Below are 15251 nucleotides of genomic sequence, written 5' to 3' on the forward strand. Positions count from 1 at the left end.
GAGGGACGAAGAAGAAGACGCTATGGCTGAAGTTGGCGGCTGGTGGGAACGATCGGGCGGCCGGTTGATTGGACAGCGCGGACGGGGATGAGGAAGCGATAGATGGCCAGATGCGGGGCCGAGGCGGCCGCGAGGATCGGATGGCCGTCGATGGCCAATTCCGACGCCGGCGGGCCGATGCCGATCAAGATCGCGCGGCCGAGAACGAGTTGTCCACTCAGGTCGAGAAAATGCTGGTAGCGATTCAGCAGGCCGACATACTGCAGACCGCCGGCCGCGCGATAGAACATCATGATTTCGAGAATCCGCGCTCGATCCTGCCCGGTGCGATCGTAGGGACCGGTCTGATCTTTTTCGCCGACGATCTTGCGGCGGGTGAAATACGTGTCGGCCGACTGTGATTCGAGCGAATCCACGTCGATCGGCTCGGCGGCGGAAAAGTGTGGAATCAGATAGGCCCCACGATCGTAAAACAGCACGCAATCGTTCAAGCGGAATTCGTCGCCGCGCCCAGCCCCATGGCTCGCGCCCGCCGACACCCGGATGTTGCCCGTCAACTGATGATCGGGTTGTTCGAGCACGTCGGCGTCGATCAACCGCGCATGGCCGCTCGTCCAGCGGCCGGTGAAACAGCGGCTTGAGCACGCGGCGAGAGGAACGGGACCGATCGAAGCATTTTCGTCCGGCTCGCCATCGCCGGAAGCTGGGCCGTTCCGGGGCAAAGCGATCGGATAGGGCCGGGTAAAGAGCGACAGCTCGGCAGTCGCCGCGCCCGGATTGATTCCAGCAGCTTGGCCGGCCGCGAGCCCGCCGTCGCCCATTCCACCCAAGCCAGTGCCCGGCAGGCCGAGCCAGCTCAGTTCCGTTTCCGATTCGCCGGCGTGTTTGCCGAGCAAGCGTGGCTGGAGCGAAATCAGGTGCTCTTCGTTCGCGGGGCTGAAGAGGCTGAACCATGTGTCGCCGCGCATCAGGCCGGATTGAAGATCGAAGTCCACCACCTCGGCCTGGTTCAGCTCGACCCGGTCGCCACGCGAATTTCGCCACAGAAGCCAGACGCCGGCCGACATGCCCACGACGACCACGGCAAAGCGAATCCAGGGCCAAACGGGCGAGCCGGCAAGCGCCGCGCCACGGCCATGGTGCTCCGCCGCGGCCGACTGCTTCCGTCGCCGCCGCGCCCAATAGTCGAGCGGAAACAATAGCAAGATATAGCCGCCCGCCAAGACGGCGATCAGCGAGAATGGCGTAAGATGCACGCCCGGAAACTGATCGAGGGCCGACCGCAATTGGCCCGACAGATCGTTGTAGCCAAGATGGGTCGCCGAGGTTTGGATTGGGGGCGATTGTCCGCTTGTGAGATTTCGGCCCAAGAGCGCGGCCAGCAGTTGCGGTAGCGCCGCCCAATGGTCGAGCGGCGGGGCTTTCAGATCGACGCCGACAAAAACAAGTTCGCCAAAACCGTCGGCCGTCCGGACGACCAGCGGCAACAACTCGGCTCCGCTTCCCTCGAAGGCCTCGATTTGCCCACGCACTTGGTTCAACTGCGCCACCAGCGCGCTCGGGCGCCGCGCTCCGGCGGCGCCCTCGGCAACCCGTTGCGAAACGCCGGCGAAGTTTTCCAATGCCGCGAAGCGCTCGAGCGGCGTCGTCTTCTCGAATCGGCCCGGTGCGAACGGTTCGAGCGGCTCGCCGGGCGAAAGCAATTCGGCGCCGTGACCGCCGACGGAGAGCAACAGCCGGCCGCCGCCGACTTGCACCCAGCGCTGGAGGGCGGCAAGCGAAGCGGCTGGCACATGCTGGTAAAACGCGGGCTCCGCGGTTGTCAGCACGGCCACATCGACGCCGTCGTAGCCCAAGGCACGATCAGGCAACGACGCCGGGTCGGTCACGACAGCAATCGTGGTTTGCTCCGGTTGACCTTCTTCGTTGAACCGGGCTACCGAGCCGAATTCGAGCGGCTCGGCAAGTTCGAGAATCAGCCGTTGCGTCGCGGCAAGGGCTGGCGGCACATCGTCGCCGGAAAAGGTTCGCTCGATCTTGTCGGCCGCATTTTGTTCCGCATGCACCGCGATGCTCACTGTCGCCGCAGGCCTGCCGAATTTCACATACGAACGCACGTCGACGGGCTTGTCAGGTTCCAGTCGGACGGCATGCACGATCGTGCTGGTGGGAACGCCGTCGCCATCGGGTACGATGATTTCCAGATCGGCCGTGATGTTGCTCTTGCCGGTCAACAGGATTTCGATTGGCGTCCAGAATCCGACCTTATAGTGACCGGCAAAACCGATTTGGATGCGATCGATCGTGGCGGGAGTGGATGACGCAGGCTCGTCGGCTTGGACTGCCGTCGGGCCGAGAAGTGCGACAATCAGCGCGAATGCGGCGAGAATAAGATGGGCGCCAGTGCTGGCTTGCCCAGCAGTGTTGGCCCACCGGCTGCGCCGCACTGGTGGGTAAGCCAGCAGTGGCACCCGGAATGGAACTGCGCGACTAGCGAGAAGTTGCGGCCGGTGAAGGGGACTGTCCCCTTTTGCTCCGCGGACTGCGCAAAAGGGGACAGTCCCCGGGCCGCGTTTCCTCTCGCCCCTCGTCCCTCGTCCCTCACCCCTATTCATGGCTTCTCCGCATCGTCGCAGCGGCAAATGAATTGGCCGCAGCCGGGGCAGCCTGCGCCGTACTTGCGTTTGACGGCCTCGCCCAGATCGACGCCGACCACGTTGGCAATCGTCGCCAGCCACGCGAGCACGTCGGCGAATTCCAAAAGCCGTTCTTCGTGCGTTCCGTTGCGAAGGGCGGCCGCCAATTCGCCCACCTCTTCCATCAGCCACATGAAGGTGCCGTCGATGCCACGGGCGGCGTCTTTTTCGAAATACATCTTGCGGATCAATTGCTGAAAGCAATCGAGCGTGATTTCGGCGGCGGCGAGCGGCTGGGCGGTTGGATCGGTCACGGCTGGGCTTGCTCCATTTGTTCTTGCAGTTCCTTAGCGCCGGGAAACGCCGCATCGTCTTTCAAGATCGCGCGGACCAATTCGCGGGCCCGATCTTTGCGGCTGGCTCGAAAACAAGCGTCGGCCAGGGCAAGCTGCAAGCCGCGTGCGGTCGGCTCGAGCCGGACGGCCGCTTCGTATTCCGCCACTGCCTCTGGAAACTTTTTCTCGCCGACCAGCGCCTCGCCCAGCATGCGATGCGTCTCGACATCTTTCACGTCGATATAGAGCGCCTGAGTCGCCCAATGCGCGGCGGCCGCGAAATTTTTGGCCCGCAGCGCCAGTTGGGCCAGCTTTTTGCGCATCGGCAGGTCGTCGGCATCGCGATCGGCGAGCCGGGCCAACACGTCGAACAGTTTTTTATCTTCGTTCGATTTCAAATAGAGCCGGGCGAGAGCCTGCAACCACTGCACGTCTTGCGGAAATTTTTTGGCCCCCAGCCGATACAACTCTTCCGCCGCCGCCGGTTCGTCGGAGTCCGATTTCAATCGGGCCAACAGGGCAAGCACATTTTCCTGCGGCGCTTCGCGGTCCAAACACTTCTCCAACATGGCGATCGCCCGATCTTGCTCGCCGGCCGTCAAAACAAGCCGGGCCACGACATAGGTCGCCAGTTGATGCTTGGGATGCTTTATGAGCACCCCCTCGGCAATGGCTCGAGCTCGCACGGCTTCATCCTTGTGGAAAAGCGCCAGCGCGAAACGGGCCGCGATATCAGGATCGTCGGGCTGGGCTTTCTGCGCCGTTTCCAGATTGGCCAGCTTCGGCTCGGTGCGTGGGGCGAGCCCTTCCAAGCCGGCGGCGATCTTTCGTAGGTATTCGACATAGCCGCGCTCGAACTGTTCCTGATCCACGCCGAGGGCCCGCCGGATGGCCGCGCGCGTGTTCAAGTTGTCGGCATACGCGGCAAGCATTTTGGCGATGGCGTCGTCGCCGAAATGCTCGAGCATGTATTCGGCATAGAGTTCGGCCTGACAATAGGCCATCGCCCAATCGTCGCTGCTCGAGGGACGAATGAAGCCGCTGTTGATGGTTTCCAGGTTGAATAGCTTTCCTTGCGGCACGCGCTGGGCCAACAGCTCGTCCCATTGCCGCGGGCGAGGATAGCCCTCGTTTTGCACGGCGAGGGCTTCGGTGAACCAATGCGGGATGTTGAAGTGCGTTTGCTGCAAATTGACGACGTGTACGAATTCATGCCGCAGCACCCGCGCCCAATTAAACTTCTGCGGCGAATCGTTCGGCGATTGCATGGCCACCATTCGGCCGGCGCAGGCCCCCACCGTGCCGATATAGGGTAGCCCGACCATGCGAGCGCTGAACCAACCATGACCATCGGTGTTTCGCGAGCGGCTAAAAATTTCGAAAAGTGATTTGCCTTGCGGCTTGTAGCCGAGCTTTTTTACAAGTGGCGGATAGACTTCTTCTTCGAGGAACTTCGCGACGTATTTCGCCAACAGCTCGTCATGGACACGGTCGAATTTGATCACGAAATGATCCGTTTCGACCACCGAATAATCCGACAACACCTCCAGCACTTTGAGCGTGTTGCTCACCCGCACGTTGAACGGGTCGATGTCGAATGCTTCGTGCAGCACCTTATCGGCCGCCACTTCCTCGCCGAGCCGCATGTAGACCAGGCCCAATTCACCGCGAGGGCCGACCAATTGCGGCATGCGGTCGATGGCCTCGCGATAGAAGCCGACCGCGTCGGGATAGCGCTGCAGGCGATCGAGCCCGGCGGCAAGCGCGGCGTAGAATTCTCCGCAATGAGGATTGCGCGCGGTCACTTCGGAAATCAGCCTTGCCAAGCGTGAATCGGATGGTTGCGATTTGCCGGCCGCGGCGGGTAGGCCATCAAGGGCGGCATAGGCGGCCGCCAATCGGCCAAGCGTCGCTTCGTTCGTCGGATCCAGCTTGATTGCCGCTTGCAAATGATCGATGGCCTGCGCCGATTCAAAATTGGCCAGATCGACGTCGGCTTCGAGTTGGCGGGCCCATAGCAGCCGGGGGTCGATCTCGAGCGCATGGCGGAGCGACGCCTGCGCGGCAGCCAGGTCATAGTTCTCAATCGCCAGCGAAGCGACTCCCGCCTCCGCCTCTGCCGCTTGCGGGTTCAGAGCCAGGGCGGCTTTGAATTCTCGCGCGGCGTCGGCTTCGTTGAACTTTTCGGCGTAGAGCAAACCGGCCTCGTAGTGTGCCCGCCAATAGGCCGGATCGAGCTTGAGCAAGTCGGGATAAAGTTCGTTGACCAGAAAATTGAATTGATCGCTGAGCCGCTTCCACCGGGCGTATTGTGCGGCGGCAAGGCCAATGAAGTGCAGCGTGTCGGGGTCCTTGATTTCGTCTTCGCGGTTGTACAGATCGACGAACCATTTGTAGCCCGCCGTGGCTTCGTCCAACCGGCCGGCCCGGCGGTCCGCCTCCGCCGCGACCCAGCGAGCCGCGGCTTGCCGGGGACCATCGGCAATCAGCTTTAGCGCCGCGTTGGCCTGCTCGCGGGCTTGCTTCACATCGCCACTGGAAAGTGCCAAGATTGCGGATTCGGCGTGCAATTCGCCGGCCGTATCGTGCTGCTTTGCGGTCGCGGAGAGAAGCGTTTGGGCTTCGTCGGTCTTTCCCACCGCGGCGAGTGCTCGAGCCTGCCCGATTGCCGCGACGATCGGCTCGCGCACGGCAAGCTTCGCGTAACTGTCGACCGCTTCGGCGTATTTGCCTTGGAGCAACAGCCGACGTGCGATCGCTTGGGCGGAAACGTCTGACGCGGGCTCGGCTGCCGCCTTCGACGCTGCGGAAGAATCCTCAGTCGGTGATGCGTTGGGCGGTGGATCGGCGATTGCCGACGTGGCGAACATCAAACCGGCGAGCAACACAACGAGATGCGTGGCATTGCGCATCGCAGATCGATGATTTGCAGGGGCTTGGCACATGTTTGGAAGGGCCGTCGCTTGTCGCCTCATGCTCTCGGTTTTCGCCCCGTCGCGCTCTGGCGGCGCAACGCCGACGCACGCTTCGCACTGGGAGTCTGCGCTTGCCAGTGGCACACCGCCCGCCATTCCTGTCAGTGCCGCACGGCTGCTCTCGCCGTTGCTACTTCTTGATCGGAACCGCCAGGAACTTTTCGTACTGAAAGTCGAACATCAACACGAAATGTGAGAGAACTTGGGCACCGATAACGCCCGATTGCCGAACTTCTTTCGGGTCGAAATATCCGTCGCCGTTTTTCGATTCGACGGAGGCCGGCGCGGAAATTTCCTGCCCAAAAAACGTCACCTTGCCTACCGGTGCCGTCAATCCCTTCACCATCACGCCGGTCGGCGCCCCGGTGGCAATAAGAAATGTCCCCTCCGGACCGTTGTCGATCATCGCGGGCATCGCTGGTTTGAAATCGAAGCGGGTGAGAAATTCGGGCTGCAATCCGGCGGAAAAGGGAAGCGGTTCGCGCTTGAAAAAGGTGACCGTGTTTTTCGACGGGTCGATCGAAAACGGCAGTTGCGACCAGATATCGCAACCAATCACGCCGTCGATCGGCACGCCGATCGCCGCCGACCACGGCTTCAGATCGGCTGCCACCGCCAACCAATTGCGGTCGGTCGGCGGGGGCAGAATCATCGGCTCTTCGAACCGAACCAATCCGAGTGACAGCGAATTGATCTTCCGCTTCGTCACTTGCTGGACACCGCCAACAAGGCTCAAGCTCTTTTGACCGACCTTGGACAGCGCCAGCCGATCGGCCAACTCGGTGCCGATGATGATGTCGCGCGTGCCGGTGTCGAGCAGAAACGTTCCGGCAGGTTGGTCGTTGATCTTCACATTGGCCAGCATCAGATCGCCATGCCTTTCGATCGGCACCGCGATCGGCGAACCGGTCACCGGCGAGCGCGTCGTGCGATCGTCGACCGCGCCGGTCACGCTGCGTGGGCCGAAGGCGATGCCCTGCGGGGCATGCTCGTGGGTTGCGGCAGGTTTCGGCGCCTCGGTTGTCGTCGGCGAACTGTTGCCGAGCATCGCGGCGACGACGACCATCAGCACCACGAGCCCGCCGCCGACGCCGACCATGATTTGCCACATTTCGGGCCCTTTGCGGGGCGGTTTCTTCACAATCGATTTCCCTTCGATTCGAGTTGTTGTGCCAGCCGATTTGGCGCCGGCAGCGGTGTTCGCTTTCAAATTGGATTTTGCGGTTGGCTTGGCGTTTTTCGAAGCGCCGGCGGGCTTGCTTGCAGGATTGCCGATGGCAAAACCGGCGCCGGCAGAACCGGCGGCGGTCGCGGTCGCCCCACCTGCCCTGACGCCCGACAAACCCATTCCGGAAAAGAACGAGCCGTCGATTTCGCCTTCGGCCGCGGCGCCGTAGATATCGTCCGAGTCGCCGGCCGCGGCGGCGCTCATTTCGCCGTTGGTTTTCACTTCGGCAGATACTTTGTCGTGCCTCGCGCCCGCCGTCTGTGGTGCTGCATCGGCCTCAGCGGCGGGTTTGTTCGGCTTGCCGGCCGCGGCAATCGGCTTTGGAGACGCCGGATTTCCTGGCGGCGAGATTTTGGAAGACAATGGCGTCGACGGAGTTGGAACCACGGCCGATATAGTCGTTCGAACGGCGCGTGGCTGTGATAGCGTGGGCATGGAGGCCACGGACTTCGCCGAGGAAGTGGGCTGCGATGCTGCTGCCGGACGCGGCAGGGGCGCTTGTTCCATTGGCGACGCATTTTTCGCCTGCGAAGGCGCGGCGCTTTCTAGGGTCGGTTTCAGCTCGGCCGGATCGAGGGCTTCGTCGATCAGTTCCGGCTGCGGGGCTTCGCTTGTCTCGTCAATTAGTTCTGGCTTGGACGGCAATTCCGGCTCGGCCGGTGCGACCGCGTCATGGATCAGTTCCGGCTCCGGGGCAGTATCGATATCGGAATTGGAATCATCGTCCGCGATTGGCGTCGCTTCCGGCACGGCTTCATCCTGAATCGGCAGCACTTCAGGAATCTCGTCGGCCGCCCCTCCGTCGATCGGCTCAACCGGCGGAACATCGACCGGCTCGACCAACGGAATATGGGCCTCGGCCAACGATTCAACAACGGTTAGTTCCGTTGGTTGTGGCAGCGGTTCGACCATTGGCACGTCGGTCGCCCCATCGATTGGTTCGACCATTGGCACGTCGGTCGGCTCATCAATTGGCTCGGCGACCGGCGCTGCGTCGACCGGCTCGGCTACGTCCGATTCGGCGGCGGCGGCCACCGCCTGCGCTGCTTTCAGCGAGGCGCGCAGCTTTTGGTCGTATGCCGTCTTGCGGTCGTTAAGCAAAAGGCAGCGGCGAGCGTCGGAAATTTGGTCGAGCAGCTTGCGGATCGCGGCCTGATCGGGGCCAGTAAGCTGCTTTTGCAGTTGGCCCATGAGCCGCTTGGCGGCCCCGTCGATCGTCGTTCGATCTGATTCGAACGGTTCGAGCCCGAGCAAACGATAGTGGCTGGGCGGTTGTTCCTCGGCGGGAATACCGAGCCATTTTTGATACGCCTCGACCGTGTCCGACATTACAACACTCGAATTCCAGCGGGTCGCCGCGTGCTGCCGCCGGTAGCAACCTGTTCCGTGCGAAAGAAAACTGCCCTCGGCCCATTATTTCTGGTTCCAGCGTCATTTGCAACCGGCCGAAAGAACGGGGGCAACCACTGCCTCGGCGGTTGAACCCACACTTGCGGTTTCGCGCGTTCAATGCCGGCATGCGGCAAGGCAATGAAACGGACGCCCAGCGTGCGTTTGCATCGGGCTGGAAAGCCCGACCTATGTTGCCCCCGCCATCGCTTCCAATTGTACGACCGCCCGGGCCTGCTCTTTTTCCAGATACGTGCGGCCCTTTTTGACATTGATGTGGTCCCAGGGCAATCGGTCGCCGACGGGAAACGAACGGTGGACGATTGAATCGAAGTCCATTCCCGGCCGGCCCGCTGCGACGTCGGCAAGCGCTTGCCACCACAGAGGTGCGTTCAGCTTTTCCGCCCAACTATCCAGGCGTGCACCACGCCGCCACGCTAATTCGATCACGTCGGCCAGCCGCCGGTCGCCGCGGCTCAGCAGCCCCTCGAGCATGCTCGTTTCGACCGGATGGCATTTCACCTGCACACTGCGAATCGACACCCGCTGGCGCAGGTAGCGGTGTGCCCAATGAAAATAATCGGGCCGCTGCATGCCGTTCCATTGATACGGCGTGTGGGCCTTGGGAACGAAATTCGACACACTCGCCGTCACCTTCACAAACCGTCCACGCACCTCGCGGCCGATCCGGGCGATGGTTTCCGCCATATCGACAATGCCGTCGAGATCGACTTGCCGTTCGCCCGGCAATCCGCACATGAAATACAGCTTCACCTTGTCGAAACCGCCGGCAAACGCGGCCTTACACCCCTCATACAAATCCTCGTTGCGTATCTTCTTGCGAATCTGCTCGCGCATGTCGTCGCGGGCTACCTCGGGGGCGAGCGTCAGCCCGCTGTGCCGTTCGGTCCCCACCAGCGTTGCGATGCTCTTCAGGATCTCGTTCACTCGCAGGCTGGGCACGGAAATATTCACGCCCAGCGGCCCGAACACTTCGCGCATTCGCCGGCAAAGTTGCTCGAAATTCGGATAATCACTGGTCGACAGCGAGAGGAGCGAAATCTCGTTGAAACCCGTGTTGCGATATTGTTCGAGGGCCGATTGAGCGATCGTTTCCACTTCGCGAATTCGCAAGGGACGCTTGATCACCGTGCTCTGGCAGAAGCGGCATTGCCAGGGGCAACCGCGCATGATCTCGACCGCGATCCGATCGTGAACGCACTCGATATATGGCACCACCGGGGCGGCCGGCAGCGGCATCGCCTCGAGGTCGCCGATGATCGATGGCTCGATCGTTTCCGGCACGTCGGAGCGGGTGCGATTGAGCGTGGCGAGCCGGCCATCGGCCAGGTATTCCGGCTCGTAAAATCGCGGCACGTAAGCAAACGGCAGCGTCGCCGCCAGCCGGGCCAACATCGCTTCTCGCTGTCGCTGGCCCGCTTCGCCGGATGCCAATCCGCCGTTGGCCCGGCATTCGTCTTTCAGCTTCAGCCAGCCATCGCAAACCAGCGGCAGGCTCGGCTCGCCGTCGCCGGTGACGAAAAGATCGATAAACGGCGCGATCGGCTCGGGATTCTGCGCGCACGGGCCGCCGGCGATCACCAGCGGATGCTCCATCGTGCGCTCGATGCTCCGCAACGGAATGCGCCCCAGATCGAGCATCGTCAAGATATTGCTGGTGCAGATTTCGTATTGCAGCGTGATGCCGAAGACGTCGAACTGGTCGAGCGGCGTGAACGTTTCCAGGCTATAGAGCGGCGTCGCCGTGTCGCGGAGCAATTGCTCCATGTCTTCGCCGGGCGTGAAGGCCCGTTCGCAGGCCCAATCGCTGCGTCCATTCATTAGCGAATAGAGCACCTGCAGGCCATGATGGCTCATGCCGATCGTATACATATCGGGAAAGGCGACGCACAGTTTGCCGCGAACCGAGCGGTGGTCTTTGCGAACCATGTTCAATTCGCCACCGACATATTGCGCCGGCTGTATTACCCGCGGCAAAATCCGCCGCGAGACAAATTCCTTAAGTTGCACGTTGAGCATGGCGGGAGGAAGGGGGCGGGTGAGGGTGAGAGGTTACGACTCGGATCGCGGACGGTTTTAGTATGTCAAATGAGCGGGGCGAAAAACAGAGCGAATATCGCCGCAGTGTGCCACTGGCAAGCGAAGTCTGCCAGTGGGAGCGCCCATTCGGCTTCATCGTTTCCCTGCAGGCATTCGTTTTGAAAATCCAAGAAACGCATTGCCGGCTCGCCCGGCCGCACTGGCAGACTGCGCTTGCCAGTGGCACACGCACCACACGCACCTGACTGGCCGGTGCGGCGGGCGTAGATACAATTCACGTTCTCGGCTGCGGCGGCATGCCAGCCGCATTCCGTGTCCCCTGTCCGTGTCATGTTCTGCTCGCGAAATCATGTCTGAATTCATCACGGTTGCAAAGGTCGGTTCGATTCCTGAGGGGGAAGGCATCACGGTCGCCATTGGCGAGCGATTGATTGCGGTTTTCAATTCCGGCGGCGGATATTTCGCGATCGACGATCTTTGCCCGCACATGGGGGCGTCGCTCGGGGCCGGAGCGGTTGAAAATGGCATCGTCACCTGTCCCTGGCACGCATGGCGATTCAAAGTCTGCGACGGCACGTGGTGCGACAATCCGCGAATCAAGATCGGCAGCTTTGAGGTACGCGTGGTGGGAGATGAAGTGCAGGTTCGGGGCGAGGGTTGACGGCGCCACGCAAAACCGCAAGCGAGCTGCGATCGCAATCGCGAGTCAACGCACTAGCTCGTTTTTGCGGCGATGTAGCGCGTGTGAACGTCCACGTAGCAGCGGCGGATCGTGGCGGCGATTGCTTCCGGAGCTGGAAATGCCGCGGAAAAGCCAGGCAACTCGGGGTCGATCGTCAGCCGGGCCGTGTCGATGAAATGCCGGATCAAGTCGGTCGGGTCTTCATCGCCGACGGCGAAGCGGATCGTGGTGCGATGGATACCGGCCGCGCCGAGGGCTTCTTCGCTCAGTTCGGAATGGGTCGTCAGGGCGGGGCAGCTTACGATCGTGTTCGACTGCCCGAGGCTGATCATGTGGCCGAAGGTCGGCGAGAGGTTGTCGAAGAACCGCTGAAATGCGGCCGCGGGCACCCGCAGCATATCGGTCGTGAACAGCGGCGCCGGCAGGCCGAGAAACATCAGCTCCTCGCGCAAGCGTGCGTTCGGATCGCCGGCCAGCGCATTGCAATGCACTTGAATTTCGGGATGCGCCCCGAGCACTTCGACGAGAATCTGCGTGTTGATGCATTTGGCGAGCATCCGCACTTCGAGCGTGCGGATGCCTTGCAACACTTCGAACGCCGCGTCGGCGTTCAAAAACGCCCCTTTCACGTAATACACATTCCAGAACAGCGTGTCGTTCCAAGCCACGCCGCCGGCCGATTCCCCCTTGGCCAGAAACATATCTTCGTTTCGCCCGATCACCACACCCGCCACGACCGAACCGGTACCGCTGAGATCCTTGGTGTAGCTGTGAATGACGAAGTCGGGCCGTTCGTCAGGATTTTTGCGCACCAGCGGCCGGCAGAGAAACGGAGTGCCCACGGTGGCATCGAGCATGACGCGCATGCCGAGGCCGTGCGCCGCGCGGCAAATGCCCGGCACATCGAGCACGTAGCCATGCGGATTGCAGGGAGATTCCAGATACACATACACGCGCCGGCCGGCGGCAATGCGGTCGGCGTATTTGTCGTGCACCCGTTCGACGCAATCGACGAAGTCGGCGGCAGCCAAACCATCAAAGCTCTCGACCGCGATGTCCAAATTGGCCGGCTTGGCAAACCAATCGTGGATCAATTGAAACGCGCCGCCGTAGATATTGCGGCTGGTGAGCAGGATGTCGTCGCGACCCAAGAGGTGGGAAAGGGCCGCGTCGATGGCCGCCATGCCGCTATTGAAATTCCAGGCGAAATATTCTGCGGTGTAGGGCCCAGCCTCGATATCGACAATGTGATTTGCCAGCGCCACGGAGGTCGGGTTCAACAGCCGGGAGTAAATCTCCAGCAGCAACTCCTTGCCCTGAAACGCATCTTCAATCCACTCCGCGCAGGCGTAGATATAAGTTGCCGTGCGAGCGATCACCGGATTGGCGGAAAAAATCGCCGTCACATTATCGAACACCGCATACGGACCCTTCGCCGCTTGGGTGGCTCGATCGTACGCCAGACTCTGATACGTTCGCCGCAAGGGGTTTTGCAGTGTGTCGAGCAGCTTTGCCAGTTGGAAGGCAAGAAACTTCTTGGCGTTGAACAGCGCGATCCGATCGACGTGATTGAGATGCTCGATTTCCGCGAGCGTCAGTTGCCAGAGCCGATCGACGTCGGATTGGCACTCGTAGAGCCGCTCGGCAACCCGGGCCAAGGCCTGCCCGAGCGGACTGGCCTGCTCGATGCCGAAATGCCGCAATTGCTCGGCGACCAATCCGGCGGCATCGGTTGCCTCGGTCGTTTTGCGGCGCGGTGAAAGCGATCGCATTCGCGCCAACAGAGCGGGCTCGGCGGCCGTTAACGCCGGCGGTCGCATCGCCCGTGGTTCGCTGTGAAGACCAGCCGCGTGAAACTTCTGGGCATGAAATTTAGACGGTTGCCCGTGCTCGCCGCTTTCCGGGTTGTTGCTCGTGTCGTCCATGTAGCAACCCCCTTCGCCGTCTCCGCGTCCCGCGCGTGTGAGCCTGCTTTCGTCGTCTCAAGCAAACTGCCGCAGCCTTTCGGCGATCGGCTCAGGAATCCGCAGGCTTTGCGGCGCGCCCGGCAGCAGTCGGCAACAAACTGAGACGGTGCGACCGTTAGCAATTGGTCGGCCCGCACATGTGAACTCGAAATCGTAGGTAACACTTTTTTCGCCAAGCCGCGCGACGCGAAGCTTCACGTCGAGCACTTCCTCGAACCGCGCCGCTCCCGCGTAGTCGCAACTCACCGACACGCGCGGCCAACTGATCGGCCCGTCGGGATCGCTCCACAAGACGCTCAGACCCAAGTGGCGGAGCAACTCATGTTCCACGGATTCCATGTAGAACAAAAAGGCTGAGAAGTGGGCAATTCCCGCTGCATCCGTATCGCGAAACTCGACGCGGCGCGTTGTGCAAAACGGCTTAGACATTGCCCGGCGCGATCTTTCCCGTCCGACTGAAGCCCCGAGCTAAGCGTTATTCGCCGACGTATGGCAGTAGGGCCATGAAGCGCGCCCGCTTGATCGCCCGAGTGACCGCATGCTGGCTGGCAGCGGTGCAGCCGCTCTTGCGCCGGCCGACAATCTTGCCTTGCCGGTTCGTCAACTTGCTGAGCAACTCGAGATCCTTGTAATCGACATACATCGGCCGGGGCCGTTTGCCCTCGATGAAGATTGGATCCTTTTTCTTGCCGCGCAGCTTGGTCTTGGCTTTTTTTCGCGGAGGGCGCTGAGGTGTTCGCATCGGATCGTCGAGCCTGAAATGAATTAATGCTGTTCGAAACTGAATCGGTGCGCGAGCCAAGCCGTCCGGCTCGGCCGGAGCACGACAAGTGGAAGTCCAATATGATTGCCGCTCGGCGAGCTTCCCGCAAGGGGTGCCCGCCGAGAAGCAAAATAGAATACCGTTCTCCCAGCCGAGCAAATGGCCAATTGCCAAGCTGAGAGTCGGGACGAACGGGCTAACACTTTGCCTGCGAGCGAGCAAAGCATCGTCGGCTCGCGCGGGCGTACCGTCCTGAATCGCAAGTATTTTGAATTGGCCGGGCACGAATTAATGGCGCCCATAACCGCCGCCGCCACCGCCGCCACGGCCGCCGCGACCGCCACCGCCATAACCACCGCCACCGCCACCGTATCCGCCGCCACCGGATCGCGGTGTCCGTTCACGGGCTTCGTTGACCGTCAATGGCCGTCCACCCATGTCCTTACCGTTGAGAGCTTGCACCGCCGCATTCATTCCCTCTTCGGTGTCCATTTCGACGAATCCGAACCCGCGAGACCGCCCAGTCTCACGATCCGAAATCACCTCGGCCGAGCGAACTGCGCCGTGCTCGGAAAACATCTGTTCCAGTTCGGCCGACGTGGTCGACCACGGCAGATTCCCCACGTAAATCTTCTTCCCCATCAAGCACCTTCAACTACGGGAGCAACCAATCGAACATGCACAGGCAACCGCAAGCAAAGGGTCGAGCACGGCTCCCAACTCCCACCGACCGTTCATTGCGGCTAACCATCCAATGTATCGTGGTCAGGAATCGCGACGCAACACCTTTCCGAAAAAAGCTGGCAAAAACGAGCGAAAAACTAAATGGAATTCGGGCATTTTGCTTGGTCTATGCGCGCCCACGAATGCTGTTGCGAAACCACAAAGTTCAAATTGGAATCGGCGCCAAATGTAAGCGATCGGCCCAACCCGTTACGACGCGGCAGCTTAGTTGCTTTCCTCTGGCCGCATCTCTGGCAAATGGGGGCGCGTCGAAGCATTGTTGCCCTCGAATGGCAGCGATACGATTCTTGCCTTGCTTACCGCGCAGTAGTAGATTATTTTGCGAGTCGCACAAGATGCGCCACGGGTTTGCGGACATACTTCTGCGAAGCCGCAGTGCGCATTCCTGGAGGGTAAGCGAATTGGCCAGCAGCCTGACTCGAAATCAGGTGCCCCGAAAGGGGTTGTGGGTTCGAATCCCATGCCCTCCGC

General features: G+C 61.4%; 10 protein-coding genes and 1 tRNA gene. 2 read left to right on the top strand and 9 right to left on the bottom strand.

From position 1 onward, the window contains the following. Positions 1–20 precede the first annotated feature (20 nt). The 5 genes from VHX65_11140 to VHX65_11160 form a co-directional block, all read right to left on the bottom strand. The gene (locus VHX65_11140) at positions 21–2447 is read right to left on the bottom strand and encodes a hypothetical protein (protein HEX3999097.1); all 2427 of its coding nucleotides are present in this window, start codon (positions 2445–2447) and stop codon (positions 21–23) included. Positions 2448–2611: 164 nt separating this feature from the next. Next, entirely contained in the window at positions 2612–2950 is a 339-nt protein-coding gene (locus tag VHX65_11145) for a MazG nucleotide pyrophosphohydrolase domain-containing protein (GenBank protein HEX3999098.1), read from the bottom strand. Then, positions 2947–5883: a tetratricopeptide repeat protein gene (locus tag VHX65_11150; protein ID HEX3999099.1), complete on the bottom strand. Its 2937-nt coding sequence runs from the start codon at positions 5881–5883 to the stop codon at positions 2947–2949. Before VHX65_11150 ends, VHX65_11145 begins: the two co-directional genes overlap by 4 nt. 193 nt (positions 5884–6076) lie before the next feature. Continuing rightward, positions 6077–8503 carry an aspartyl protease family protein gene (locus VHX65_11155; GenBank protein ID HEX3999100.1) on the bottom strand — a complete coding sequence of 809 codons (2427 nt, stop codon included), beginning with the start codon at positions 8501–8503 and terminating at the stop codon, positions 6077–6079. Positions 8504–8752: 249 nt separating this feature from the next. Continuing rightward, positions 8753–10603, bottom strand: coding sequence for a TIGR03960 family B12-binding radical SAM protein (locus VHX65_11160; protein ID HEX3999101.1), 1851 nt, complete (start codon positions 10601–10603; stop codon positions 8753–8755). Positions 10604–10973: 370 nt separating this feature from the next. On the opposite strand from VHX65_11160, the gene VHX65_11165 reads away from it, so the two are divergent. Next, positions 10974–11285, top strand: a complete 312-nt coding sequence (locus VHX65_11165; protein HEX3999102.1) for a Rieske 2Fe-2S domain-containing protein — start codon at positions 10974–10976, stop codon at positions 11283–11285. A gap of 53 nt (positions 11286–11338) precedes the next feature. On the opposite strand, the gene VHX65_11170 is transcribed toward VHX65_11165, so the two are convergent. The 4 genes from VHX65_11170 to VHX65_11185 all read right to left on the bottom strand — a co-directional run bounded on the left by VHX65_11170 (position 11339) and on the right by VHX65_11185 (position 14678). Then, positions 11339–13078 (bottom strand): PLP-dependent transferase, encoded by a 1740-nt coding sequence (locus VHX65_11170; GenBank protein ID HEX3999103.1) that lies wholly within the window; start codon positions 13076–13078, stop codon positions 11339–11341. 210 nt (positions 13079–13288) lie between these two features. Beyond that, the gene (locus tag VHX65_11175) at positions 13289–13702 is read right to left on the bottom strand and encodes a thioesterase family protein (protein HEX3999104.1); all 414 of its coding nucleotides are present in this window, start codon (positions 13700–13702) and stop codon (positions 13289–13291) included. A gap of 46 nt (positions 13703–13748) precedes the next feature. Then, the gene (gene rpsR, locus VHX65_11180; protein HEX3999105.1) at positions 13749–14015 is read right to left on the bottom strand and encodes a 30S ribosomal protein S18; all 267 of its coding nucleotides are present in this window, start codon (positions 14013–14015) and stop codon (positions 13749–13751) included. 309 nt (positions 14016–14324) lie between these two features. Further along, the gene (locus VHX65_11185) at positions 14325–14678 is read right to left on the bottom strand and encodes an RNA-binding protein (protein HEX3999106.1); all 354 of its coding nucleotides are present in this window, start codon (positions 14676–14678) and stop codon (positions 14325–14327) included. A 489-nt stretch (positions 14679–15167) separates the two neighbouring features. Here VHX65_11185 and VHX65_11190 point away from each other — a divergent pair. Next, positions 15168–15250: transfer RNA gene (locus VHX65_11190), tRNA-Ser, on the top strand. Position 15251: the final 1 nt, after the last annotated feature.

The organism is Pirellulales bacterium (assembly GCA_036267355.1).
Lineage (GTDB): Bacteria > Planctomycetota > Planctomycetia > Pirellulales > DATAWG01 > DATAWG01.